At 62.4% G+C, this 24,297-nt stretch carries 21 protein-coding genes; 12 read left to right on the top strand and 9 right to left on the bottom strand.

Annotated elements, in window-relative coordinates; genetic code table 11:
- Positions 1-89: 89 nt before the first annotated feature.
- The 7 genes from ACTAQJ_RS14415 to purU form a co-directional block, all read right to left on the bottom strand.
- Positions 90-512: a GlcG/HbpS family heme-binding protein gene (locus ACTAQJ_RS14415; protein ID WP_431117784.1), complete on the bottom strand. Its 423-nt coding sequence runs from the start codon at positions 510-512 to the stop codon at positions 90-92.
- A gap of 143 nt (positions 513-655) precedes the next feature.
- On the bottom strand, positions 656-2,974 hold the full coding sequence (locus ACTAQJ_RS14410) for an FdhF/YdeP family oxidoreductase (protein ID WP_431117786.1): 2,319 nt from the start codon (positions 2,972-2,974) through the stop codon (positions 656-658).
- Positions 2,929-3,768, bottom strand: coding sequence for a methylenetetrahydrofolate reductase (locus ACTAQJ_RS14405; protein ID WP_498697068.1), 840 nt, complete (start codon positions 3,766-3,768; stop codon positions 2,929-2,931). Before ACTAQJ_RS14405 ends, ACTAQJ_RS14410 begins: the two co-directional genes overlap by 46 nt.
- 2 nt (positions 3,769-3,770) lie before the next feature.
- Entirely contained in the window at positions 3,771-4,661 is an 891-nt protein-coding gene (locus ACTAQJ_RS14400) for a bifunctional 5,10-methylenetetrahydrofolate dehydrogenase/5,10-methenyltetrahydrofolate cyclohydrolase (RefSeq protein WP_498697066.1), read from the bottom strand.
- A complete protein-coding gene (locus ACTAQJ_RS14395) occupies positions 4,658-5,284 on the bottom strand; it encodes a cyclodeaminase/cyclohydrolase family protein (RefSeq protein WP_377652555.1) in 627 nt (208 codons plus the stop codon). Before ACTAQJ_RS14395 ends, ACTAQJ_RS14400 begins: the two co-directional genes overlap by 4 nt.
- 125 nt (positions 5,285-5,409) lie before the next feature.
- A complete protein-coding gene (locus ACTAQJ_RS14390) occupies positions 5,410-7,902 on the bottom strand; it encodes a GcvT family protein (protein WP_498697064.1) in 2,493 nt (830 codons plus the stop codon).
- Between the two features lie 50 nt (positions 7,903-7,952).
- Complete coding sequence (gene purU / locus ACTAQJ_RS14385) at positions 7,953-8,867, bottom strand: formyltetrahydrofolate deformylase (RefSeq protein ID WP_498697062.1); 915 nt, start codon at positions 8,865-8,867, stop codon at positions 7,953-7,955.
- 120 nt (positions 8,868-8,987) lie between these two features.
- Between purU and ACTAQJ_RS14380 the strand changes: the two genes are divergently transcribed.
- The 4 genes from ACTAQJ_RS14380 (at position 8,988) to ACTAQJ_RS14365 (ending at position 12,525) form a co-directional block, all read left to right on the top strand.
- Positions 8,988-9,668, top strand: coding sequence for a GntR family transcriptional regulator (locus ACTAQJ_RS14380; RefSeq protein WP_498697060.1), 681 nt, complete (start codon positions 8,988-8,990; stop codon positions 9,666-9,668).
- A gap of 230 nt (positions 9,669-9,898) precedes the next feature.
- Complete coding sequence (gene pdxS, locus ACTAQJ_RS14375; RefSeq protein ID WP_498702200.1) at positions 9,899-10,747, top strand: pyridoxal 5'-phosphate synthase lyase subunit PdxS; 849 nt, start codon at positions 9,899-9,901, stop codon at positions 10,745-10,747.
- Positions 10,748-10,798: 51 nt separating this feature from the next.
- Positions 10,799-11,902 (top strand): S-(hydroxymethyl)mycothiol dehydrogenase, encoded by a 1,104-nt coding sequence (locus tag ACTAQJ_RS14370; RefSeq protein ID WP_498697059.1) that lies wholly within the window; start codon positions 10,799-10,801, stop codon positions 11,900-11,902.
- The gene (locus ACTAQJ_RS14365; RefSeq protein ID WP_498697057.1) at positions 11,902-12,525 is read left to right on the top strand and encodes an MBL fold metallo-hydrolase; all 624 of its coding nucleotides are present in this window, start codon (positions 11,902-11,904) and stop codon (positions 12,523-12,525) included. Before ACTAQJ_RS14370 ends, ACTAQJ_RS14365 begins: the two co-directional genes overlap by 1 nt.
- Before the next feature lie 8 nt (positions 12,526-12,533).
- Here ACTAQJ_RS14365 and ACTAQJ_RS14360 read toward each other — a convergent pair whose 3' ends face one another.
- Positions 12,534-13,826 carry a helix-turn-helix transcriptional regulator gene (locus ACTAQJ_RS14360; protein ID WP_498697055.1) on the bottom strand — a complete coding sequence of 431 codons (1,293 nt, stop codon included), beginning with the start codon at positions 13,824-13,826 and terminating at the stop codon, positions 12,534-12,536.
- Between the two features lie 158 nt (positions 13,827-13,984).
- Between ACTAQJ_RS14360 and hxlB the strand changes: the two genes are divergently transcribed.
- Both hxlB and hxlA read left to right on the top strand, forming a co-directional pair.
- Positions 13,985-14,575 (top strand): 6-phospho-3-hexuloisomerase, encoded by a 591-nt coding sequence (gene hxlB, locus ACTAQJ_RS14355; RefSeq protein ID WP_431117799.1) that lies wholly within the window; start codon positions 13,985-13,987, stop codon positions 14,573-14,575.
- Between the two features lie 82 nt (positions 14,576-14,657).
- Positions 14,658-15,281 carry a 3-hexulose-6-phosphate synthase gene (gene hxlA, locus ACTAQJ_RS14350; protein ID WP_498697051.1) on the top strand — a complete coding sequence of 208 codons (624 nt, stop codon included), beginning with the start codon at positions 14,658-14,660 and terminating at the stop codon, positions 15,279-15,281.
- Between the two features lie 107 nt (positions 15,282-15,388).
- Here the strand turns inward: hxlA and ACTAQJ_RS14345 are convergent, their stop codons facing one another.
- A complete protein-coding gene (locus tag ACTAQJ_RS14345) occupies positions 15,389-17,548 on the bottom strand; it encodes an amylo-alpha-1,6-glucosidase (protein WP_498697048.1) in 2,160 nt (719 codons plus the stop codon).
- Positions 17,549-17,837: 289 nt separating this feature from the next.
- Here ACTAQJ_RS14345 and ACTAQJ_RS14340 point away from each other — a divergent pair, with 289 nt between their 5' ends.
- The 6 genes from ACTAQJ_RS14340 to ACTAQJ_RS14315 all read left to right on the top strand — a co-directional run bounded on the left by ACTAQJ_RS14340 (position 17,838) and on the right by ACTAQJ_RS14315 (position 24,202).
- Entirely contained in the window at positions 17,838-18,179 is a 342-nt protein-coding gene (locus ACTAQJ_RS14340) for a hypothetical protein (protein ID WP_498697047.1), read from the top strand.
- 92 nt (positions 18,180-18,271) lie between these two features.
- Positions 18,272-19,642, top strand: coding sequence for a cryptochrome/photolyase family protein (locus tag ACTAQJ_RS14335; RefSeq protein WP_498697046.1), 1,371 nt, complete (start codon positions 18,272-18,274; stop codon positions 19,640-19,642).
- Positions 19,643-19,811: 169 nt separating this feature from the next.
- Entirely contained in the window at positions 19,812-21,311 is a 1,500-nt protein-coding gene (locus tag ACTAQJ_RS14330; RefSeq protein WP_431117806.1) for a CoA-acylating methylmalonate-semialdehyde dehydrogenase, read from the top strand.
- On the top strand, positions 21,311-22,381 hold the full coding sequence (locus tag ACTAQJ_RS14325) for an enoyl-CoA hydratase/isomerase family protein (protein WP_431117808.1): 1,071 nt from the start codon (positions 21,311-21,313) through the stop codon (positions 22,379-22,381). Before ACTAQJ_RS14330 ends, ACTAQJ_RS14325 begins: the two co-directional genes overlap by 1 nt.
- Positions 22,382-22,435: 54 nt before the next feature.
- Positions 22,436-23,377, top strand: coding sequence for a 3-hydroxyisobutyrate dehydrogenase (gene mmsB / locus ACTAQJ_RS14320; protein WP_431117810.1), 942 nt, complete (start codon positions 22,436-22,438; stop codon positions 23,375-23,377).
- Between the two features lie 45 nt (positions 23,378-23,422).
- Positions 23,423-24,202 carry an enoyl-CoA hydratase gene (locus ACTAQJ_RS14315; RefSeq protein ID WP_431117812.1) on the top strand — a complete coding sequence of 260 codons (780 nt, stop codon included), beginning with the start codon at positions 23,423-23,425 and terminating at the stop codon, positions 24,200-24,202.
- Positions 24,203-24,297: the final 95 nt, after the last annotated feature.

Genomic DNA, 24,297 nt, shown 5'->3' with positions numbered 1-24,297 from the left:
GGAAATACCTCCCCAGGTTTCAGGCCACCGAAGCACCATTCACGGACAATTGGACAGTTTTGCCTAATATTTCTGGCTAATGTTCTTGGCTAAAGCCCAGCCGCGCCCTGGAGCTGGACTGCTGCTCCTGCGGATGCGACCGTGTGGTCGTTCTCCACGGTGCTGCCGCTGACGCCGATCGCACCGATCACAGTGCCGTCCTCCCCGCGCAGGGGGATGCCTCCCGGGAAGGTGATGAGTCCTCCGTTGGACACCTCGATGTTGTAGAGCGGTCCTCCAGGCTGCGAAAGCTCGCCGATTGCCCCCGTTGGCATGTCGAAGAAACGGGCGGTGCGTGCTTTCTTGATGGAAATGTCGATGCTGCCCAGCCACGCCCCGTCCATGCGGGTGAAGGCCTTGAGGTTGCCACCGGCATCCACCACGGCGATGTTCATGTCGGTTCCGGTTTCACGGGCGGCGTCGCGGGCTGCGACAAGTACGGCATCTGCTTGGACTTGGGTGATGTCAGACATTGTTTCTCCATTGATAGATGTCTTCTTGACGAGATGGCCCTTGGGCGGGTTTGGAAGTCCTTGGCCACCTGATATCTCTGCACTACTAGGAAAGATATATCAGTCACATACTATGGCACGCATCACACTGTGTCCAGAGCCTTTTAAGCCCGTTCGAGGCGGACGATGACGGACTTGGACGTCGGCGTCCCACTGGTATCGGCAACAGAGTCCAGCGGTACAAGGACGTTTGTTTCCGGGTAGTAGGCAGCGGCGCACCCCTTGGGAGTGGAGTACGAAACGATGCGGAAGTCTTCTGCCCGGCGCTCGGTTCCCTGGAATTCTGAAATCAGGTGGACCATTTCACCATCAGCAAAGCCCAGCTCGGCGATATCGGACTCGTTAATGAGGACCACCCGTCGCCCGCCGTGGATGCCGCGGTAGCGATCGTCCTTGCCGTAGATGGTGGTGTTGTACTGGTCGTGTGACCGCAGCGTTTGGAGCACCAGCCGGCCGGGCGGGACCTTGATGTATTCAAGCTCGTTGCCCGTGAAGTGTGCTTTGCCTGACGCGGTATCAAACTTCCTGGCATCGCGCGGCGGGTGCGGCAGCACGAAGCCGCCCGGGTGCTGGATCCGCTCTTCAAAGTTCTCGAAGCCATCGAAGACGGCCTCGATGTGTTTGCGGATCAGCGCGTAATCATCACGCATGGACAACCACGCGGCCTTGGGGACGTTGGGCAGGCGCACGTCGCCATCAGTGAAGAGCCGGTGGGCAAGATTGCAGACAATGGCAACTTCCGAGTGGAGGTGCTCGCTCGCGGGCTTGAGGCGTCCACGGGATGCATGGACCGCGCTCATGGAATCTTCCACTGTGACCCTCTGGTCACCGGTCCGCTGGGTGTCTTTCTCGGTGCGTCCGAGTGTTGGGAGAATCAACGCCCGGCGACCCGTGGACAGATGCGAGTGGTTCAGCTTGGTGGAGATCTGGACGCTCAATCCTGTGTTGGCGAGCGCTTGTTCCGTGACTTCCGAGTCAGGGGCGGCGCGAACAAAGTTTCCACCCATTCCCATGAAGAAGCGGACCTTTCCGTCCCGCATGGCGCGGATGGCGGCGACAGTGTCATAGCCGTGCTCCCGTGGTGAGAGGAATGCGAACTCGTTGTCCAGCCGGTCATGGAATTTCTCCGGCATCTTCTCGAAGATGCCCATGGTGCGGTCGCCCTGGACGTTTGAGTGGCCGCGCACGGGGCAAACTCCAGCGCCGGGCTTGCCGATGTTCCCTTGAAGCAGCAGGACGTTAACCACGTCGCGGAGGGTGGGTACTGAATGTTTGTGCTGGGTCAATCCCATGGCCCAGCACACGATGGTGGCGTTGGAGGCGAGGAGCCGTTCGCCTGTGGAGTGGATCTGCTCCAGGGTGAGGCCTGTTGCTTCCACGATGTCGTCCCACTCCACCTTTTCCAGGAATCGCAGGTATTCGTCGACGCCCACCGTGTGGTCCTCGATGAACCTGTGGTCAAGGACGGTTTCCAGGCCCGGGGTCTTGCGACCCGCGGCTTCGGCCTCCACAAGGTATTTACCGAGGCCCTGGAAGAGGGCCTGATCGCCGCCGGCACGGATCTGCAGGAAGTCGTCCGTCAGTTGGGTCCCTTGAATCATGCCGGCAACGTGCTGAGGGTTTTCAAAGTGCAGGAGTCCGGCTTCAGGGAGGGGATTGACGGACACGATGACCGCGCCGTTCTTCTTGGCCTTCTCCAGGGCGCTGAGCATGCGGGGGTGGTTGGTACCTGGATTCTGCCCGGCTACGAAGATCAGTGAAGCCGTCTCCAAGTCGGTCAGGCTTACGGACCCTTTGCCGATGCCGATGGTTTCCACCAGCGCGGAGCCCGAGGACTCGTGGCACATGTTGGAGCAGTCCGGAAGGTTGTTGGTGCCAAGGCCGCGGACCAGGAGCTGGTAAACGAAGGCAGCCTCGTTGGATGTTCGGCCGGAGGTATAGAAGACGGCCTGATCGGGATGGTCCATGCCCCGGAGCTCCTGCGCCATGAGGTCATAGGCCTTGTCCCATTCGATGGGCGTGTAGTGCGTAGCGCCCTCATCCAGGAACATTGGGTGGGTCAGCCGGCCCTGCTGGCCCAGCCAGTAGTCATCTCGGGTCTTCAAGTCAGCTACGGAGTGCTGGGCAAAGAACTCAGGCGTGACGCGGCGCCGGGTAGCTTCCTCGGCTACCGCCTTGGCCCCGTTTTCGCAGAACTCTGCTGCATTGCGCTTCTCGTGTTCCGGCCAGGCGCAGCCCATGCAGTCGAATCCGTCGATCTGGTTGACTGCCAGCAGCGTTTGTACGCTTCGCACCGCGCCCATTTGTTCCAGGGAGATCTTCAATGCGTTGGCAACGGCTGGAATGCCGACAGCCTTTGTCTTGGGTTTGGTGACGGTCAGCTTTGACTCGTCGATGTTTTCACGGGGGGCTTTGGAAGCCATGCGATCTTCCCTTCAAATCTGGGTAGGCGGCTGAGGTCGTTGAAGCTGTAGACATGGATGCCGGCAAACAGCGGATGGCCGTCGAGGGCCTGATGAACGTCCCGGATCAGGCCGGAGCTGTCATAGCGCATGACATCACCACCGCGCAGGAGTGCCTTGGCCATTCCTGTGCCACGGGCCAACTTGAGTGAGCGTCCCACACCCAATCGTGCACCCATGGCCAGCAGCTTTTGCACGGACACCGGCCCGGGAACGCCCACCCACACGGGAAGCCGGGACCCGGCCCGGTGCAGTTCCTGCAGGTATGAGCTGATGGATTCCGCCGAAAAGCACATTTGCGTGACCATGGACGACGCCATGGGTGACTTGCCGGCCAGGGCGCTCCGCAACTGTTCTGCGCTTAGTTGTGGGTGGCCTTCCGGGTAGCCGGCGATGCCAAGGGAGAACTCTTCCGAGAAAGCCTTGATGTCTTCCATCAGCTGGCCGCTCCAGGAATACGGACCGGCCGGCGCACTGCGGTCCCCGGCAATGAGGAATAACTCCCGGACGCCCTCATCGCGCAATTGATGAAGGAACAGGTGCAGCTCTGCCTGGCTGGCGATGCTCCGGGCTGCGAGGTGCGGGACCACGTGGTAGCCCAGCCGGGCAAGCTCAATCGACGCAGCGACCGTCCTGGCCGGACCGTGATGCGGCAGGCAGGTCACGCTGACCATGCCCGGCGCCTCAAAAGCGGGAGGCAGTTGCCGGGCAAGGTCAGCGGAGGGACTAACCTCCAGGCGGATCGGCGTTTCCATGGCTAGCCAGCGGTTCCCGAAACCAAGGCCGGCTTTTCCAGAAGCCGTGCTTGTGCCCGGGCCGCTTCAGCGGTGTGGAGGAGCAGCAACGCCGTGGTGACTGAACCCACCCCGCCGGGCACCGGCGTCAGGGCAGCCGCCACTCCGGTGACACTGGCCTCGTCCACGTCTCCCACCAGGGAACCGTCGGGAAGGACGTTGGTACCGACGTCGATCACTACGGACGCCGGCGAAACGTGGCTGCCTTTCAGCAGTCCGGTCCGCCCAGCGGCAACAACCACGACGTCGGCGGGCCGGGTATAGCGCTCAAGCGCCCCTGACTTGGAGTGGCAGATGGTGACCGTGGCGTCCTTTTCGAGCAGCAGCAGGGACAGCGGCTTTCCCACCACAGCGGAACGCCCGACGACGGCGACGTTGCGTCCGGCGAGCGGAACCTGGAAATGCTCGAGGAGTTCCACCACGGCCTGTGCCGTTGCAGGGGCGAAGGCGGGCTGACCCACAGCGAGGCGGCCAAGGCTGAGCGGGTTGGCGCCGTCAATGTCCTTTTCCGGAGCGATAAGCCCCACGAGCCCGTCCGTTCGAACGCCCGCGGGCAGCGGAGTTTGAAGAATAATGCCGTTGACGGTTGGCTCCGCACTGAGGTCCTTCAACACACTCGCCAGTACCTGTTCCGTGGCATCATGCCCAAGGTCCAGGATCCGGCAGCCTATTCCGGCGCGCTCCGCGGCGCGCTCAATGGACCGGACGTACCAGTGCGTGGACTCGTCGTCGGTTGCCACCACCACGGCCAAGGAAGGGTGCTGGCCCTCATATTCAAGGAGGCGGGCCTCGTCCTGCGCACGCTGCTGGATGAGGGCGGCCAACCCCTTTCCGGAAAGCACTTCAGTACTCACGCGAGGATCCTTTCGCGGACGCGCTTGACCAGGGAATCAGCTGCGAGGACCACCTTTTCCTCAAGGCCGTCGGTCTGTTCTGCCAAGCGCGAGCGGGCGTCGCCATCTTTGATGGCCACTACGTTGATGTCGATGTTGACACGGGCGGTTGTGGCGGCTGCACGGGCAGCATCGGCTGCTGCCGCGACGTCGCTGATGACATTGGGGTTGGCCATGTCAAAGAGTTCCGTGGCGAGTTCCACCACCTCACCGGCAAGCTTGATCAGCTGAGCAGGTGTGTGGGCTGCCTGGACCAGTGCATCCTGGATGCCGGCAGCGCGCATGGCCTTGAGTTCCTCGGTCCCGGATGGGAGTTTGTACGAATCAATAACTCGTTGGAAGGCGTGCTCATCGGCGTCTGCGAGGCGGAGCGCTTCAACAATCAAATGGTCCGCAGCGCTGGTGATGCGGGCAACGGGTTCTGCGTGCTGCGCATACTTTTCACCCGTGGTGTACCTGGCCACCATGGCCACCAAGGCGGCGCCCTGGGCAGCGTGAAGGGCGGCGGCGGCACCTCCACCGGGGGTAGGCTGCCGTGAAGCGAGCCTGGCAAGGTAGTCGTTGATGGTTTCTGAACTGATCATGTGTCTTCCTGGGCTGGTTGACGAAGTAAGGCCGGGCTGAGGTTGAACGGGGTAAGACAGCGGCCCGGACCCCGTTGCGAGGGGATGAGTCCGGGCCGCTGGCCAACTGAAGCGTCCGTCAGGCCTTAGCCGCGGAGCCTGCTCATGGTGGGGTCGTACAGCGGGTCCTGGGTGACTGTCGCCTGGATGCGGCGTCCGAAGTATTCGATCTCCACGGAATCACCAATCGAAACAGCGGCAGGAAGGTACGCGTAGGCAATGGGCTTCTTCACCGAGTAGCCGTAAGCGGCGCTGGTGACGTAGCCAACTGCCTGGTCCTTGTAGAACACAGGTTCCTTGCCCAGCACCAGGCTGCGGCCGTCGTCGACCGTCAAGCAGCGCAAGCGCCGCGCGGAGCTTTCCTCTGTGCGTCCCTCAAGGGCGGCCTTGCCGACGAAGTTCTCCTTGGTCATCTTTACGGCGAAACCGAGGCCTGCTTCGAAGGGGTCGTGCTCCGTGGTCATATCGGTGCCCCATGAGCGGTAGCCCTTTTCCAGGCGCAGCGAGCTGAAGGCGGCGCGCCCGGCAGCGATGACGCCGAACGGCTGGCCGGCCTTCCACAGTGCATCCCACAAACGCTGTCCATTGTCGGCGCTCGTGTAGAGCTCCCAGCCGAGTTCGCCCACGTAGGACAGCCGCATTGCGGTGACGGTGACGCCGCCGATGGTGACCTTCTTGGAACGGAAGTACTTCAGGCCGTCGTTGGAGAAGTCGTCGTTGCTGACCGTGCTGATGAGGTCACGGGCAAGCGGACCCCACAAGCCGATGCAGCAGGTGCCACCCGTGGTGTCGCGGACCTGCACCCAGTCGCTGGCCGTACCGTTTTCCGTCTGGTGGCGGGCGGCACGCTCGAAGTAGGCGGTGTCAATGTTGCCGTTGGCGCCCAGCTGGAACGTGTCCTCGCTGAGGCGGGCAACGGTAATGTCGCTTCGGATTCCACCAGCGTGGTCCAGCAGGAGGGTGTACGTTACGGCGCCCGGCTTCTTAGCCAGGTCTCCCGTGGTGAGTTCCTGCAGCAGTTTCAGGGCGCCCGGGCCGCTGACTTCAAGGCGCTTGAGCGGCGTCATGTCGTACATCGCCACGGCCGTGCGCGTCTTCCACGCCTCGGCGGCAGCAATCGGTGAGCTGAACATACCGGACCAGGCGTCACGTGCCGGGGGCTGCCAGTCGTCCGGCATTTCCTTCAGCAGTTCCGCGTTGGCTTCGAACCAGTAGGGACGTTCCCATCCTGCGCCTTCCAGGAAGTAGCCTCCCAGCTGCTTGTGGCGGGCGTGGAACGGGCTGACGCGAAGGTTGCGGGGGGAGAGCTTGGGCTGGAGCGGGTGCAGGACATCGTAGATTTCCACGAAGTTCTGCTGGGACGTTTCGCTGACATATTCAGGCGTCAGCTGGACCTCTTCGAAGCGGTGGATGTCGCAGTCGCCGAGGTCAATCTGCGACTTTCCGTCCACGAGCAGCTCGGCCACGGCGCGGGCGATACCGGCGGAGTGGGTAACCCACACGGCCTCGGCAACGAAGAAACCGTCCACTTCCTTGGATTCGCCTACCAGCGAGCCACCGTCAGGGGTGAAGGAGAAGATGCCGTTGAAGCCATCCTCGATTTCGCTTTCCCGCAGTGCCGGCAGGATCTGCTTGGTTGCTTCCCACGCGGGAAGGAAGTCCTCAAGGGTGAAGTCCAGGCGCGAGGGCATGTTGTGTTCGCTGATGCTGCTGGGCTCGTAGCTGCCCAGCTCGTCAAGGTCCACAGGCATGGGGCGGTGGGCGTAGGAGCCGATGCCGTAGCGCTCGCCGTGCTCGCGGTAGTAGAGGTCCTGGTCCTGGTGGCGCAGGATGGGCAGCTGGGCGCCGTTGGGCAGTTCGTTCTTGCCCTTCTGGGCGGGAACCGGGGTGGTCTTGACGTACTGGTGCGCCAGCGGGAGGAGCGGTACGGACATGCCGATCAACTCGCCCACCTTGGCGCCCCAGAAGCCGGCGCAGGAGACCACAATGTCGGCGGGGATCACGCCGTCGGCGGTCTCGACGCCGGTCACGCGGCGGTTTGACTGCTCGATTCCAGTCACCTCGGTGTTGTCGATGTACTTCACGCCAGCGGCTTCGGTGCGCTTGATGAGCAACTGCACGGCGCGGGCTGCAAGTGCCAGGCCATCGGTGGGGACGTGGAGGCCACCCAGGATGTCTTCCTCGTTGATCAGGGGGTAGAGCTCCTTGCATTCCTCACGGGAGAGGATCTTGCCGTCGATGCCCCACGCCTGTGCGTAGCCGAGCTTGCGCTTGAGGTCAGCCAGGCGGGTCTCGGTAGTGGCAACTTCCAGGCCGCCCACCTGGTTGAAGCAGCTCTGGCCATCTTCGGTGAGGGAGAGCAGCTTTTCAACCGTGTACTTGGCGAACAGTGCCATGGACTTGGAAGGGTTCGTCTGGAAGACCAGGCCCGGTGCGTGGGACGTGGATCCTCCGGGCATGTTCAGCGGCCCCTGATCCAGGACGGTGATGTTGTTCCAACCGCGGGTGACCAGTTCGTCGGCGAGGTTGGTGCCGACAATCCCAGCGCCGATGATGACAATGCGAGGCGTCGATGTCATGAAAGTTTCTCCTGCTGAAGTTCGTGTGTGTGGACGGTGGGGTGGGTGGCTTACCGGAAGACCACTGTGCTGGTTTGATCCAGCAGCACGCGGTGTTCGCAGTGCCAGCGAACAGCACGGGACAACGCCAGGGCTTCGGCATCCTGGCCCACTGTTGACAGTGCGTTGGGGCCGTAGCTGTGGTCCACGCGGATGACTTCCTGCTCGATGATCGGGCCCTCGTCGAGGTCCGCGGTCACGTAGTGGGCGGTTGCTCCAACGAGCTTCACTCCGCGGTCATAGGCCTGGTGGTAGGGGCGGGCGCCCTTGAAGCCAGGCAGGAACGAGTGGTGGATGTTGATTGCCCGGCCCTCAAGGGAGCGGCACAGGTTGTCCGAGAGTACCTGCATGTAGCGGGCGAGCACCACCAGGTCAGCCTTGTATTCATCCACGAGTTCCAAGAGCTTTTGCTCCGCCTCGGCCTTGGTGTCAGGGGTGACCGGGATGTGGATGAAGGGCAGTCCGGCTGCCTCGGCCATGGCACGGTGGGTCTCGTGGTTGGAAACGACAGCTACGAGGTCTCCACCCAGGCTGCCGCCGCGCCAGCGGAAGATGAGATCGTTGAGGCAGTGTCCAAACTTGGACACCATGACCAGCACGCGCTTCTTGGTCTGGTCATGGAAGCTGAATTTCATGTCGAAGCGGTCAGCGATTGCACTGAACTCTTCCTCCAGCCGGTCCGCCGAGTATTCGGGGGAGCCGGAAAAGGCGGTGCGAAGGTGCAGTGTCTGGCGGATGCCGTCGTCGAACTGCTGGTGTTCGTCAATGTTGAAGCCGCGCTCAAACAGGAAGGTTGTGACCGCCTGCACGATTCCGGCGCGTTCGACGCACGACAATGTGAGTACGAACTTCTGTGCTTGCTCGTCTTTGAGCGTTGCTGGCTGGGGCAAGGTGCTTGTTGGTGAGTCTGTCGCCACGAGGGTCATGTCTCCTCCTTTAGATATATTCTTGGGTCCCGTACTGATATATTAGGATTGGGAATCAGCGTATACTGGTCTCAAGGACAGGTCAATAGGTTTTCGGGAACTGCGGAAAGGGCTGGCACTGTGGCATTTGGAACTCTGGCGATCTCGGACGATACCAGCAGGAAATCCTTGGCCGATGTCGCGTATGAGCGTTTGCGCGACCGGCTCCTCATGCTGGACATCAAACCCGGGGACCTCCTCAATGATGACCAGTTGGCGAAGGACCTCGGGATCGGGCGCACTCCGGTGCGCGAAGCCTTGAAGCGGTTGGAGCTGGACCGCTTGGTGGTCACCTATCCGCGCCGCGGAACATTTGCCACCCGCGTTGACGTGACGGACCTGGCCTTTATTTCAGAGATCCGCACGCAACTGGAGCCGCTGGCCGCAGCACGCGCGGCACGCGTGGCTTCCGCCGCTACAAGGGAGCACCTGCGGGACGTTATGAAGGCCGTGGAGGCCTTTGACGTGGCCGGCGCCTCGGTTGTGGAGACCCTGCGCCTGGATGCCAGCGTCCATCAGGGCATCTATGCTGCCGCCGCAAATCCTCATCTCGAGGATGTCCTGATCCGCTATGACAACCTGGCAACCCGAATTTGGTGCATGGTCCTGGATCGGCTGCCGGACCTTGAGCATCACGTGCGCGAACACCTGGACCTCCTGCGCGCGGTCATTGATGGTGATGAGGAAAAAGCGGCGGAGTTGGCAAACGACCACGTCACAGGCTTTGAGCACGCCGTCCGCACGGCGCTCTTCGCCGCCTAGGAATTGTCCCGCGGGATTCGGGATTGACTCCCCGCTTCGGCGATTGCATACTGAACTCTAACTAATATATCACCCGGATATCAGACGTCTCCTGGCTCTTAGCCCGGCGTGCAGTACCGGGCGCTTGTGATGAAATCGCAGGCTTCAGTCCCTTGGAGTATCACGTGACCTTTACACCACGCCCTTTCGAACACATCACGCTTACTGGCTCCGGCCGCGTTAAGCGGGGTATGGCGGAGATGCTCAAGGGCGGCGTCATCATGGACGTCGTCAACGTCGAGCAGGCCCGCATCGCCGAGGACGCCGGTGCCGTCGCCGTCATGGCGCTCGAGCGTGTACCGGCCGATATCCGCGCCCAGGGTGGCGTGTCCCGCATGTCCGATCCCGACATGATCGATGCGATCATCGCCGCGGTGTCCATCCCGGTCATGGCCAAGGCCCGCATCGGGCACTTCGTCGAAGCCCAGGTCCTGCAGTCCCTCGGTGTGGACTACATCGACGAGTCCGAGGTCCTGACCCCGGCCGATTACGTGAACCACATCGATAAGTGGAACTTCACCGTTCCCTTCGTCTGTGGCGCCACGAACCTGGGTGAGGCGCTGCGCCGCATCAACGAAGGCGCGGCGATGATCCGTTCCAAGGGCGAAGCCGGCACCGGCGATGTTTCCAACGCCACGGGCCACATGCGCAAGATCCGTTCCCAGATCGCCAAGCTCGCAGCCCTTCCCGAAGACGAGCTCTACGTTGCGGCCAAGGAACTGCAGGCCCCGTACGAGCTGGTCAAGGAAGTCGCCGCGACGGGCAAGCTCCCCGTTGTCTTGTTCACCGCCGGTGGCATCGCAACCCCGGCTGATGCTGCGATGATGATGCAGCTCGGCGCCGATGGCGTGTTTGTTGGTTCTGGCATCTTCAAGTCCGGCAACCCTGCAGAGCGCGCTGCCGCCGTCGTGAAGGCGACCGCCTACTACGATGATCCCGACGTCATCGCCAAGGTCTCCCGCGGCCTGGGCGAAGCCATGGTTGGCATCAACGTGGACGAAATCCCGCAGCCCCACCGCCTGGCAGAGCGCGGCTGGTAAGTTCCTAGGACGCCCACCGTTCCGTTTTGCGACCTGAGAAAGGAACCGATCGTGGTTCACAAAGTAAAAGCTGTCATTGCCAAGGAAAAGAACGCTCCGGTTACCTTGGAGACCATCCTTGTACCGGATCCAGGGCCGGGTGAGGCGTTGGTGGATATCCTCACCTGCGGTGTGTGCCACACCGATCTGCACTACCAGCAGGGTGGCATCTCGGACGATTTCCCGTTCCTTCTTGGCCACGAGGCCACCGGCGTGGTCAGCGCGGTAGGCCCGGATGTCACGGAAGTCGCCCCCGGCGACAGGGTCATCCTGAACTGGCGTGCGGTGTGCGGTCAGTGTCGTGCCTGCGCCAAGGGCCAGCCGCAGTACTGCTTCAACACCCACAACGCCACCCAGAAAATGACGCTGGAAGATGGCACTGAGCTTTCGCCGGCACTGGGAATCGGCGCCTTCGCCGAGAAGACCCTCGTGGCCGCGGGCCAATGCACCAAGGTTGATGATTCAGTGGATCCCGCCGCAGTGGGCCTGCTGGGATGCGGCGTGATGGCCGGCATCGGTGCGGCCATCAATACCGGTGAGGTCAAGCGTGGCGAGTCCGTGGCCGTCATCGGGTGCGGCGGCGTCGGTATTGCCGCGATCGCCGGCGCCAAGCTGGCCGGCGCCACCACGATCATTGCCGTGGACATCGATGCCAACAAGGTGGACATGGCCAAGTCCCTGGGAGCCACCCACGGAGTGAACTCCAGCCTCGAGGATCCGGTAGAAGCTATCCGGGCCCTGACGGGAGGCAACGGCGCAGACCTGGTGATTGACGCCGTCGGACGTCCCGAAACTTACAAGCAGGCTTTCTATGCCCGCGACCTCGCAGGCCGCGTTGTCCTGGTTGGCGTTCCTTCGCCCACCGCCACCCTCGAGCTGCCGCTGCTGGATGTCTTCGGCCGCGGCGGTTCCTTGAAGTCCTCCTGGTACGGCGACTGCCTGCCTTCCCGCGACTTCCCCATGCTGGTGGAGCACTACAGGCAAGGCAACCTGAACCTGGACGCCTTCGTGACCGAACGCATCACGATCGACCAGGTGGAGGAAGCCTTTGCCCGGATGCAGGAAGGCAAAGTCCTTCGCTCCGTAGTGGAAATCGAACCGGCGGTGGCACTCTGATGGCCGTCACCGTACAGAACCGGGTCACCTCCGGAACGTTTTCGCTCGACGGCGGCACCTGGGACGTGGACAACAACGTCTGGATTGTTGGGGATGAGCAGGAATGCGTCATCATCGATGCCCCGCACGATGCCCAGGCCATCATCGAACAGGTGCAGGGCCGCAACGTACTGGCCATCCTGCTGACCCACGCCCACAACGATCACATTGGGGCCGTGCGGGAGGTTGCTGACGCCGTTCAAGCGCCCATCTACCTGCATCCCGAGGACCTGGTGTTGTGGGAGCAGGTCTATCCGGACACCACGCCGGACAAGTACCTCAGCGACGGCGACGTTTTCACAGTCGCGGGAGCCGAATTGCGGGCCATCCACACGCCGGGCCACTCGCCCGGGTCCACCTGCTTCCTGCTTGAAGAGCAGGACACGGTCTTCACCGGAGACACCCTGTTCAACGGTGGTCCGGGAGCAACCGGGCGGTCCTACAGCGATTACCCCACCATCCTGACATCCATCCGGGAACGGCTCCTGACCCTGCCGGCCCACACTGTGGTGCGCACCGGGCATGGGGACAACACCACCATCGGAGCCGAGCGCGAGACCCTGGCCCTTCTAAAGCAGGACTAAGCGTTCGGCTACCGGAGTCCCGCACTGTGCGCCAAAGCGATGGCCTCAGTGCGGGACCGGACGTCGAGCTTCCGGAAGAGGTTCCGGATATGAAATTTCACAGTATTTTCGCTGACATTGAGTTCAGCGGCGATGGCCCGGTTACGTTGGCCGGCCGCCAGTAATTGCAGGACTTCCAGTTCCCTTGCCGCAAGGCCCCATGCCGCGACATCTCCTGCCGGCGCTGAAGGTGGATCGAGCGGCAACACCACCGAGATATCGGCTCCCCAGCCCTGCATGACGTCAAGGCTCATCCTGCCGTTAACGGCCTGCACGCGTTGGCGCAGGCGTTCGATATTGGGAGCTTCGGGGGATAGCTCACCCCTGCCATCGTCGCGGACATTGATAAGCAGGTTCTCGCCATCGCAGTCCCACTGTGCCCGGACACGATGCACATCAGGTTGCTCGGCGATGGCCAGGACCAGGCCTCGAACCACGGCACGCGCGGCGTGGGCTACTTCGCCCGGCAGAGCCCTGCCGTTCGCAGGCGGTTCAATGAACTGGATATCGATGTTGCTGAAGTGCATCAGCGGCCGGAGGTCCTCCCGAAGCCTTTCGAACGCCGTGCTGACCGGTTCCTCCACAAGATCGCTGGTGCGGTCGTTCAAGGTTCGCAGGCTGATCAGCGCCTTCACGGTCATGTCGGTCACGGCCGTACGGGCTGCGTGGTCGTCCATGGAGTTGGATCTCAACGCCGCGAGCACAGTTTCCAAGGTGGTGGAGTGCTGATCCACCAATTCAGCAGTTACGCGGATCCGCTCCGCTGATGCGGCGCGGGACTCCAGAAGGTACGACGGCGGCGCGTCGGAGACCTTCTCCTGGATACGGGCCGCTGTGAGCCGCCAAAGGTAGGAGAGGACACGCTCCGCGTCTTCTGCCAGCCCTTCTGCAGGATCCGTAAGGACCAGGAGGGCGTTGCTCGGCCCATAGCCCAAGGCCAGTACCTCCCGCTCTTTCCCCGCGACAATAGCCGTGCCTCGCCATGGGCCCTCACCGGGAATCGCGGCCCGTACACGGTCCAGTTCCGGGATGGAAACCCTGCTGACAATGCTTTCCTCTCCCGCCTTCTTTTGTGGCCGGCCCGTGCAGTCCTCGGTAAAGATCACCAGGGCGCTGGACTTGATGAAGGGTGCAAGGGCAGTACGCAGGCTCTCCGCAATACGCATCAGGGGTGCCTGCGCGATATCTGCGATGGCGTCCAGAAGCTGCCACGGAAGGGTCCCGGTATCCGGGCGGCGTTTGCTATCGGTCAGCTGGGTCATGGATGCAGCCTAGCCGTAACGTGAGCCAGCGCGCCAACGTTAACTACCCAAAAGGGTGGTATGAACTGCTCGTTTTCGGCGTTCCCCCTACCCGAACTGCCCGGAAGACTTGTCTATAGGCCCGAAAGGCTTGAGCACCTATCCACGAAGGAGTGAATGTGAACGTCACCGCAGAAACAGCAACTGCCACGAGCGCGGACGTAGCCGGCAATGTATCCCTGATCCTCGGCGAAGTCGCTGACACTACTTCCGGCATTGACTACGCTCAGTTGGCCCATCTTGCCGACAGGATCAAGGGGGCCGGCCGTGTGTTCCTTGCAGGAGCCGGGCGCAGCGGCCTGGTCCTCAGGATGGCGGCCATGAGGCTGATGCACCTGGGCCTGACCGTCCATGTGGCCGGTGACACCACCACGCCAGCCATCAGTTCCGGAGACCTCCTGGTGGTCGCGTCCGGTTCAGGTACGACGTCCGGTGTGGTCAAAGCTGCCCAAACCGCACTTGAAGCAGGTGCGCAGGTTGCTGCGATCACTACCAACGCATCTTCGCCCTTGGCGGGGCTGGCAGACGCGTTGGTGATTATCCCGGCAGCCCAAAAGACGGACCACGGTTCCAACATTTCGCGCCAGTACTCCGGCAGCCTCTTTGAGCAGGCGCTGTTCCTCGCCACGGAGTCGGTTTTCCAGACCCTCTGGGACGCCGCCGACGAACCCGCTGAACAGCTCTGGCTGCGTCACGCCAACCTCGAATAGGCCTGAGTTAGCTGCTCAGTTGAGCAACCTGCTTGGGGCCGATTCCAACTCACCAACAACCCACAAAGAAAGTATGAGCACTATGAAACTTCAAGTCGCACTGGACCTCCTCACCACCGAGGCAGCCCTGGAACTGGCCGGCAAAGTAGCCGAGCACGTTGACATCATCGAGCTGGGCACGCCGCTGATCAAGGCAGAGGGCCTCTCCGCAGTAACGGCGATCAAGGAAGCACACCCCACCAAGATCGTCTTCGCCGACATGAAGACGATGGACGCTGGAGAACTCGAAGCCGACATCGCCTTCAAGGCCGGTGCCGACCTCGTCTCAGTGCTCGGAACGGCAGATGACTCCACCATTGCAGGTGCCGTCAAGGCAGCCCAGACCCACAACAAGGGCATCGTGGTTGACCTGATCGGCGTTGCTGACAAAGTCACCCGTGCAAAGGAAGCCCGCGCTCTGGGCGCCAAGTTCATCGAGTTCCACGCTGGCCTGGACGAGCAAGCCCAGCCTGGCTTCGACCTTCGTGGACTCCTTAACGCCGGTGAAGAAGCCCGTGTGCCGTTCTCAGTTGCAGGCGGCGTCAACCTCTCCACCATCCAGGCAGTGCAGCTGGCCGGTGCCGACGTAGCCGTGGCCGGCAGCGCCATCTACAGTGCCCTTGACCCGGAACTGGCCGCCAAGGAACTCAAAGCCGCCATCCAGTAAGGCCTGTTACCACCTCACGCAACACGCTTGATGCAGCCGCCCGGAAAGTACCCTTTCAAAGGTACTTTCCGGGCGCCTCGCTTTTTGGGCCTGACTTTTTTCGGACCTCAGGTTTCCGGGCTCCGAAGGTGCGCCTGTTCCAGCAGCTCCGTGAGCCAAGGCCGCTGCGCATGGCGGAACGTCAACCCATCCGGCAGGCCTTGGACCGTGGGCTTCGAGCCGACAATGTCGATGGTGATGCGGCCACTTCCCATGGGGGCGTTGCCGATGTGGAGGTCTCCGAAGGACGGCGGCAAAACGGGGTCCAGCCAGACGCCGCCCAACGAAATGTGGGCGTCGTAGCGCATGAGGCCCATGACCAGTTGAATGGGCGTTGTGGCAGCCCATGCCTGGGGTGAGCAGGCGGTTGGATAGGGGACGGGTTCGCTGAATTGCTTCCGGTCGAAGCCGCAGAATAGTTCCGGGAGCCGGCCACCTGAATACTGGGCGGCTTCCAGCAAGGCTGTGGCAATCCGTTGTGCTTCTTCCACAAATCCGTACCGCAGCAGCCCTTGGACGATCAACGCATTGTCGTGCGGCCAGACTGAGCCGTTGTGGTAGCTGGCCGGGTTGTAGGCGCCCATGTTGCTGGCCAACGTCCGGATTCCCCATCCACTGAACATTTCCGGGGACATCAGGTGCTCCACTACCGAGGGGGCCTTGTCCTCATCCATCAAGCCAAACCACATGGAGTGGCCCATGTTGGAGGCGCATGCGTCCACAGGCCGCTTGTCGCGGTCCAACGCGACGGCATAATAGCCCTTGTCCGGAAGCCAAAACTCTTCGTTGAATTTCTGCTTGAGGCGATCCGCGCGTTCCTGAAGCTCTGCAGCCAAGGTGAGGTCGCCGGCGTCGTACGCCATCCAGGCCCGCGATGTATAGGCGCCGTGCACGTACGCCTGGACTTCGCACAGCGCCAAGGGTGGTTCAGCAAGGGTGCCATCGGCAAAGTTGATGCCGTCCCAGGAATCCTTCCATCCTTGGTTGATGAGCCCGTGCTCGTTGGGCCGCGCGTACTCCACAAAGCCATCGCCGTCCCGGTCGCCGTAATCGCGGATCCACTCAAGGGCGCGGTCCGCGTTGGGCAGGAGGGCGGAGATAGTGTCCTTGGAGAATCCCCAGCGGCTGACTGATCCCAGGACAACCACGAAGAGCGGGGTTGCATCAACGCTGCCGTAATACGCGGACTTTCCGCCGAGAGCGAGGCCGCTGGAGACGTCGAGCCTCACCTCATGCAGGATCTTGCCCGGTTCTTCCTCGCTGATCGGATCCACCACTGTTCCCTGGCGATCGGCCAACGTTCGCAGCGTGCCCAAGGCCAGTGACGGGTCCACCGGCAGGGCCATTTCCGAAGCCCACAGCGAGTCCCGGCCAAACAACGTCATGAACCATGGCGCGCCGGCGGCAACCACTACCCTGTCCGGATGTTCCGGGTCCTGGATCCGGAGGGCGCCCAGGTCCTCATAACTGCGGCGGAGCGTGCTTTCGATGGAGTGGTTGCTGATCTGCAAGGCAGGGATCCTGGCCACCCACTCCTGCCTGCGTCTATCGCTGGGGGAGAGTTCATCCTGGCTTGGATGGGCGAACGGCACCGGCGTCCCGGCTCCGTCAATGGTGGGCACCACGCTCACGCGGGTACTCCAGCTCCCGAAAGGTGGAATTTTAGCGGTGAAGCCCAAAGCCTTTGCTCCCGCGCCCGCACCTTCCGCCTGGATCACGACGCTTTTCCGGAAACCCTCCCACTTGCCGCGAATTTCCAGGGAATTGCCCTCAGGAAGCCGGGTTTCAGTCCAATGACGGGTAATCCTGGCCTCCTTCACCTCAAAAAGGTCCGCGAAGTCAGACTCGACCGTCAGCAGGATTCGGCAATCCGCCGCGTTGGTGGAGTAGTTCCGGACCGTAATCTTCTCCAGGATTCCGGCTCCTACCTCGCGCAGGCGCTCCACCAGCAGCGGACTGTCCGCATATCCATCGGAACGGGGCACCCGGCAGGCAAAGAGCGCCCGGTAAGGTTCCTTGGTCTCCGCGGCCAGTGGCTCAAGTGGTTGTCCATTGACCGTCAATTCCCACTTGGACAGGATCCGGGTGTCCAGATGGAAGACACCCTGGGGTAGCTCCGGGCGGATGTCTCCATTGGCAGCGGAAATGCAGAATGATGAGCCTTCCACCAGCGTGACCGTGCCGGAACCAAGGGGCCCGGCGGCAGTATCGGCGTTCCATCCAGCCACGTCTGTGCCTCCAATCAGGGCGGAACGATGCCCTACACAAAACGTTGCACGGCTCGCCTGGATGCCGAGGCAGCCCGAATGTGTGTGGACGTATCCGAAGCTACGCCGATGCGGCGGTGGGCACCAGAGGCGCCAAGGTTCGATTGACGCTGTCGCCGCAGCGAATGCAATCCAGAGTTAACCTACTTTCCGGTACAGGCGAAGCTCAGGAGGACTATAGTGGGTGAACAGGACATTCGCTGATGCAGCCCGGCGGCCCGTTTTTACTTCCGCCACCGGAGGCCCCGCAATGACCGACACCCAAATCAGTAGTTTTCTGAGTGACTGTGTGGTGTTTGATGACGACACCGAGGAGGGGCTGGATTTTGACACCCTCTACGGCCTCTACATCAGTTGGTGCGTCCTCGGACGCAAAGTGCCCATTCCTGATTCCGCTTTCCGGACCGCCCTTGAACTTGAAGGATTGCGGGCCAGGAAAGATCATGGCCAGCGCATCTACCCCGGCCTGAACATGGTGGGCCCCGCAGCCAGGGACTACGTGATGAACAGTGTCCCCGTCTGGACTGAAACCGACACCAGCGCCTCCGAATTGAGTCAAATAAATGAGGACTCGGTTCCTTCCTTGAGGTAACCCCTGAGTTCCGAAATTGTTGTTCAGCTGATGCCCTTAGGATGCCTTCCTAGGGGCATCAGCTGTATTCAAACTCTAAAGAGAGTAGTAATTTGAAGCCGTCCATCGTCTGGTTCCGCGACGACCTGAGGGTCAGGGACAACCCTGCCTTGCGTGCCGCCGTCGATGATGGCGCGGCGGTGGCCCTCTACGTCCTGGACGAAGAATCGCCCGGTATCCGCCCCCACGGCGGTGCCGCGCGGTGGTGGCTGCACCACTCGCTGACGGCACTGCGGGACGATCTCGCGGCGCTCGGAATACCGCTGCTGCTGCGTCAGGGACCGGCCGCCCCGATTGTCCAGGAAATCACGACGGCGATCGGTGCCGGCGCGCTGTTCTGGAACCGCCGGTACGGCCCGGCGGAGCGGACGGTCGACGCCGGGATCAAGACGTGGGCTCGTGAGGCCGGCATGCATGTGGAGAGTTTTCAGGCGTCCCTGCTTCATGAGCCGTGGGAAGTCACTACCAAGACTGGCGGGCAGTACAAGGTTTTCACCCCTTTCTGGCGGACCGTTTCAGCGCAGGACTTCCGGGACCCGTTGGCTGTGCCGGACGTAGGGCGAGGCTACGCCGGTGAACTCCCTGCGTACGATTCGCTGGAGTCATGGCACCTGCTGCCCACCACCCCGGACTGGTCCGCAGGGTTGCGGGAGACGTGGACGCCAGGATCGGCTGCCGGACACCGACGGCTCAAGCAATTCGTGGCGGATGGACTCACCAATTACAGCGAAGGCCGAAATCGCCCGGATATCGATGGCAGCAGTTGCCTCTCGCCTTATCTGCGGTGGGGCGAGCTCAGCCCCTTTGAGGTATGGCATGCGCTGGCTTCCAACAGATCGGAAAGCACAAGTATTTTCGCTTCCGAGCTCGGCTGGCGCGAATTCTGTTGGCACCAGTACTTCCACAACCCGCATCTCGCCACAGCGAACCTGCGTAAGGAGTTTGACCGCTTCCCGTGGGCTTGGCCGGATAGTGATGGTCATGAGTCTGCAGCAGAGGAGCTTCGCTCCTGGCAGCGGGGCCGGACCGGCTTCCCCATGGTGGACGCCGGGCAGCGGCAACTCTGGCAGACGGGATGGATGCACAACCGGGTGAGGATGGTCGCGGCAAGCTTCCTGGTGAAAAACCTCGGCATCCATTGGCAACTCGGCGAGCAGTGGTTCTGGGACACCCTTGTGGACGCTGACCCGGCGTCCAACCCTGCCAACTGGCAGTGGGTGGCGGGCTCAGGGGCGGACGCTTCGCCGTTCTTCAGGATCTTCAATCCCCAAGCCCAACGCCTCAAATTCGATCCCCAGGGCAAGTACATAGCCCGCTGGATCCAGGAGTTCGGCACGCCGGATTATCCGGAGGAAATCGTGGATCTCAAGACCACCCGGCAGGATGCCCTGGAGGCCTACAAGGGACTCAAAGAGGTGCACTAGCTACTGCCCGCTGATGAACAGGGCAGGAAAAACGTCCTCTGGAAATTAGTAGGAAGTCCGAGTATATTCGGTTCAGAGATGACTTGGACCACAGTCGCTGAGGCGTTCCGGCCGATTACTGGAGCCAGCCGCACGGCAGTCATTCAACGATGCAAAGGAGCATTCCACCATGGTGCGCGAGCTTTCACACTACGTAGACGGCCAGAGGATCGACGGCACGTCCGGTCGCTTCAGCGATGTCTACGATCCCTGCACGGGCGAAGTGCAGGCGCGGCTTCCGCTGGCCAACGCGGACGAGGTCCGCAACGCGATCGCAAATGCCGAGAAGGGCCAGCTCGAATGGGCGGCCATGAACCCGCAGCGCCGGGGACGCATCCTGCTGAAGTTCGTGGACCTGGTCAACGAGAACATGGACGAGCTCGCCAAGCTCCTGTCCTCCGAGCACGGCAAAACCCTTGCCGATGCCAAGGGAGACATCCAGCGCGGCATCGAGGTAGTCGAATTCTCCGCAGGGGCACCGCACCTGCTCAAGGGTGAGTTCTCGGACAACGCGGGGCAGGGCATTGACGTGCACTCTCTGCGCCAACCGCTGGGCGTGGTTGCGGGTATTACGCCGTTCAACTTCCCAGCCATGATCCCCCTCTGGAAGTCGGGCCCCGCGCTCGCAGCCGGCAACGCCTTCATCCTTAAGCCCTCGGAACGGGATCCCTCCGTTCCGCTGCGGCTCGCCGAGTTGTACAGCGAAGCCGGTGTTCCCAACGGCGTCTTCAACGTGATCAATGGCGACAAAGAAGCCGTCGATGCCTTGCTTGAGGATCCGCGCGTCAAGGCCATCGGCTTTGTTGGCTCCACGCCGATCGCGCAATACATCTACGCCACCGCGGCGGCGCACGGGAAGCGGGCACAGTGCTTCGGCGGGGCGAAGAACCACATGGTGATCATGCCCGACGCCGATCTGGACATGGCTGCCGACGCTCTCATTGGTGCCGGCTACGGTTCCGCCGGCGAACGGTGCATGGCCATCTCTGTTGCCGTGCCCGTTGGCCAGGAAACCGCGGACGCGTTGGTGGCCAAGTTGACCGAGCGTGTGAAGGACCTGAAGGTGGGCCACAGTCTGGACAAGGACGCTGACTTTGGGCCCGTGGTTGCTGCCTCGGCGAAGGAACGGATCGAAGGCTACATCCAGTCCGGCGTTGACGAAGGCGCAACCCTGGTCACCGATGGTCGCGGGCTCACCGTGGAAGGCTATGACGGTGGCTTCTGGGTTGGCCCCACGCTCTTCGATAACGTCACCAAGGACATGAAGATCTACAAGGAAGAGATCTTCGGCCCGGTTCTCAGCGTGCTGCGCGCGGCTGACTATGACGAAGCGCTCAGGCTCTGCAGCGAGCACGAGTTTGGCAACGGCGTCGCAATTTTCACCCGCGACGGCGACTCCGCCCGCGACTTCGCCAGCCGCGTCGAAGTGGGCATGGTGGGCATCAACGTCCCCATTCCCGTGCCGATCGCGTACTACACGTTCGGTGGATGGAAGGCCTCCGGCTTCGGCGACCTCAACCAGCACGGCGCCGACGCCTTCCGCTTCTACACGAAAACCAAGACCGTGACGTCGCGGTGGCCCTCCGGCATTCGCCAGGGCGCCAGCTTCATCATGCCGGCAGGCAGCTGATGGGGGCTTTGGATACAGAAGAAGTTCTTTTCCAGCGCCGCGGCCACCTTGGCATCGTGACGCTCAACCGGCCCCAGGCAGTCAACGCCCTCAGCGCGGGAATGGTGAAAGCCATGCTCCAGCAGTTGGCTGCCTGGGCTGATGACGACGCCGTGGCAACCGTCCTGGTGCGCGGCGCTGGCGACCGCGGACTGTGCGCCGGCGGAGACATTGTGGCCATCTATAAGGACATGTTGCAGGGCGGAACGGAAACGGCGGAGTTCTGGGCCGACGAGTACCGGCTGAACTCGCTCATTGCCCGTTACCCCAAGCCCTATGTCGCGTTCATGGACGGGTTGGTGCTGGGCGGCGGCGTCGGGGTTTCGGCGCACGGCTCGGTGCGCATCGTTACTGAGCGGACGCGTACAGGCATGCCTGAGACCACCATTGGGTTCGTGCCCGACGTCGGCGGCACCCTTTTGCTGTCCCGCTCGCCCGGGGAGACGGGAACCCATGCGGCCCTGACAGGCGCCCACCTCACCGGGGCGGACGCCTTGTTCCTTGGGCTCGCGGACCACTTCGTGCCGTCCGAAAGCCTGCCCGCACTGGCCGAAGCGCTGGAAAGCTCGACGGCGGAGGCCGCCGTCGAGCGCTTTGCCCAAGCGGCGCCGGACTCGCCCCTGGCCGCCCAGCAGGAGTGGATCAACGCCGCCTACGCGCAGGACGACGCGGAGGAGATCGTACGGAGTTTGCGCTCGCTGGCGGATTCTTCGCCCGAGGCGGCTTCCGCGGCGGACACCATTGAGACGAAGTCGCCCACATCTGTGAAGGTCACTTTGGCATCCCTGCGACGCGTGCGGGGAATGTCGCTGGAGGAAGCACTGGACCAGGAGTACCGGGTGGGATTGCGCTGCCTGGCCGGGCCCGATTTTCGGGAGGGGATCCGGGCACAGGTAGTGGACAAGGACCGGAACCCGCAATGGAAGCCGCCCACGCTGGCTGAGGTGCGCGAGTCCGACGTCGAGGGCTACTTTGCGCCGCTCGGTGAGCGGGAGTTGGGGCTCGCCGCCTTGGGTGCTGACGCCACATGACCACCCGCGTATTCAGCCAGTTGCCAGTTTGTTTACCGAGTTGAAGGAGACGACATGACAGAGAACGCAGCCGTGCCAGATATTCAAGCCCCGGCAACGGGACTCATCGCTTTCCTCGGACTGGGCCATATGGGCGGGCCCATGGCAGCCAACCTGATCAAAGCCGGGCACGACGTGATCGGTTATGACCCCGTGCCGGCGGCCGTCGAGGCAGCCAAGGAGCACGGAATTCCCATGGCATCCTCGGCCCAGGAAGCCGTGGACGGTGCAGCCGTGGTGTTGACCATGTTGCCCAGCGGCAAGCACGTGCTGGACGCGTACCGCGGTGTTGAAGGGCCCGGGCTGCTGTCAGTTGCCGCGCCGGATACCTTGTTCCTGGATTGCTCCACGATCAATGTTGACGAGGCCCGGGAGGCCGCCGTCATTGCCTTGGAAGCGGGCCACCGTTCTGTGGATGCTCCGGTTTCCGGTGGCGTTGTGGGTGCCGAGGCCGGCACCCTGACTTTCATGGTGGGCGCTTTGCCGGAAGATTTTGAGACCGTCAAACCCGTCCTGGAACTCATGGGCAAGAGGATCGTGCACTGCGGCGATCACGGTGCAGGGCAAGCAGCGAAGGTCTGCAACAACATGATCCTGGGTGTGTCCATGATTGCTGTCGCAGAGGCCTTCGTGCTCGGCGAGAAACTTGGACTCACGCACCAGGCACTGTTCGATGTCGCTTCCAACGCTTCCGGTCAGTGCTGGGCCCTGACCACCAACTGTCCTGTTCCCGGTCCTGTGCCCACCAGCCCGGCCAACCGCGACTACCAGCCCGGCTTTGCGGGAGCACTGATGGCCAAGGACTTGAGGCTGGCTTTAAATGCGTTGGAAAGCACCGGAGTTGCAGCAGAAATGGGGCCGTTGGCATCCCGGATCTACGATGCCTACGCCGCTGGCGAGGGTGCCGGACGTGACTTCTCAGGCATCATCACGGACATACGCGACAAGTCCGCGTGAAAGGTTGGAACTGAACTTATGACGATTTTGGCGGAGAGGGAGAGCATGACGGAGCAGTACGGGAACATCCTGGTGGAACGCCGGGGCCGCGTTGGGTTGGTGACCTTGAACCGGCCGCAGGCATTGAACGCGCTGAACACGGCGCTCATGAACGAACTTGTGGACGCAGTCACCGCAATGGACACCGATCCTGATATCGGCGCCGTGGTCATCACCGGATCAGCCAAGGCGTTCGCGGCGGGCGCCGACATCAAGGAGATGTCCTCCAAGAGCTACATGGAAATGTATGCGGCGGATTGGTTCCGCCGCTGGGAGGACCTCACGCGGCTCCGCATCCCCGTCATTGCCGCGGTATCCGGCTTTGCCCTGGGCGGGGGCTGCGAATTGGCGATGATGGCGGACTTCATCATCGCCGGGGACAATGCCAAATTCGGCCAACCGGAAATCAACCTGGGTGTCATCCCCGGAATGGGCGGCTCCCAGCGGCTCACCCGTGCCGTGGGTAAGGCCAAGGCGATGGACATGGTCCTCACGGGCCGATTCATGGACGCCGAGGAAGCTGAACGCTCAGGCCTTGTCTCCAGGATTGTCCCCGCAGCTGAAGTCATTGACGAGGCGGTGAAAGCCGCCGAGGTCATCGCTTCCAAGTCCAAGCCCGCAGCCATGGTGGCCAAGGAAGCCGTCAATGCCGCGTTTGAAATGGGCCTGGCACAGGGAGTGCTCTTCGAACGGCGGGTGTTCCACTCACTGTTCGCCACTGACGACCAGAAGGAAGGCATGGCCGCGTTCAGCGAAAAGCGGCAGCCCGAGTTCAAGCACCGGTAGTTGATTGGCCCCATCCTTCGTTGTGAGGCCCGCTTTGCGTCCTTGACGCGACTCGTAGCGCGCAAAGCAGGCCTCGCAACGTAGTTTTGGGATGC

Source organism: Arthrobacter sp. alpha11c (assembly GCF_054149985.1).
Note: the sequence above shows the minus strand (reverse complement) of the source record. Positions and strands in the feature narration are given on the sequence as shown.

What these genes read in the sequence shown, in the direction of transcription:
- ACTAQJ_RS14415 (WP_431117784.1), bottom strand. Translation starts at nt 512, where the DNA reads ATGTCTGACATCACCCAAGTCCAAGCAGATGCCGTACTTGTCGCAGCC.
- ACTAQJ_RS14410 (WP_431117786.1), bottom strand. Translation starts at nt 2,974, where the DNA reads ATGGCTTCCAAAGCCCCCCGTGAAAACATCGACGAGTCAAAGCTGACC.
- ACTAQJ_RS14405 (WP_498697068.1), bottom strand. Translation starts at nt 3,768, where the DNA reads ATGGAAACGCCGATCCGCCTGGAGGTTAGTCCCTCCGCTGACCTTGCC.
- ACTAQJ_RS14395 (WP_377652555.1), bottom strand. Translation starts at nt 5,284, where the DNA reads ATGATCAGTTCAGAAACCATCAACGACTACCTTGCCAGGCTCGCTTCA.
- ACTAQJ_RS14390 (WP_498697064.1), bottom strand. Translation starts at nt 7,902, where the DNA reads ATGACATCGACGCCTCGCATTGTCATCATCGGCGCTGGGATTGTCGGC.
- purU (WP_498697062.1), bottom strand. Translation starts at nt 8,867, where the DNA reads ATGACCCTCGTGGCGACAGACTCACCAACAAGCACCTTGCCCCAGCCA.
- pdxS (WP_498702200.1), top strand. Translation starts at nt 9,899, where the DNA reads ATGGCGGAGATGCTCAAGGGCGGCGTCATCATGGACGTCGTCAACGTC.
- ACTAQJ_RS14365 (WP_498697057.1), top strand. Translation starts at nt 11,902, where the DNA reads ATGGCCGTCACCGTACAGAACCGGGTCACCTCCGGAACGTTTTCGCTC.
- ACTAQJ_RS14360 (WP_498697055.1), bottom strand. Translation starts at nt 13,826, where the DNA reads ATGACCCAGCTGACCGATAGCAAACGCCGCCCGGATACCGGGACCCTT.
- hxlA (WP_498697051.1), top strand. Translation starts at nt 14,658, where the DNA reads ATGAAACTTCAAGTCGCACTGGACCTCCTCACCACCGAGGCAGCCCTG.
- ACTAQJ_RS14340 (WP_498697047.1), top strand. Translation starts at nt 17,838, where the DNA reads ATGACCGACACCCAAATCAGTAGTTTTCTGAGTGACTGTGTGGTGTTT.
- ACTAQJ_RS14330 (WP_431117806.1), top strand. Translation starts at nt 19,812, where the DNA reads ATGGTGCGCGAGCTTTCACACTACGTAGACGGCCAGAGGATCGACGGC.
- ACTAQJ_RS14325 (WP_431117808.1), top strand. Translation starts at nt 21,311, where the DNA reads ATGGGGGCTTTGGATACAGAAGAAGTTCTTTTCCAGCGCCGCGGCCAC.
- mmsB (WP_431117810.1), top strand. Translation starts at nt 22,436, where the DNA reads ATGACAGAGAACGCAGCCGTGCCAGATATTCAAGCCCCGGCAACGGGA.
- ACTAQJ_RS14315 (WP_431117812.1), top strand. Translation starts at nt 23,423, where the DNA reads ATGACGGAGCAGTACGGGAACATCCTGGTGGAACGCCGGGGCCGCGTT.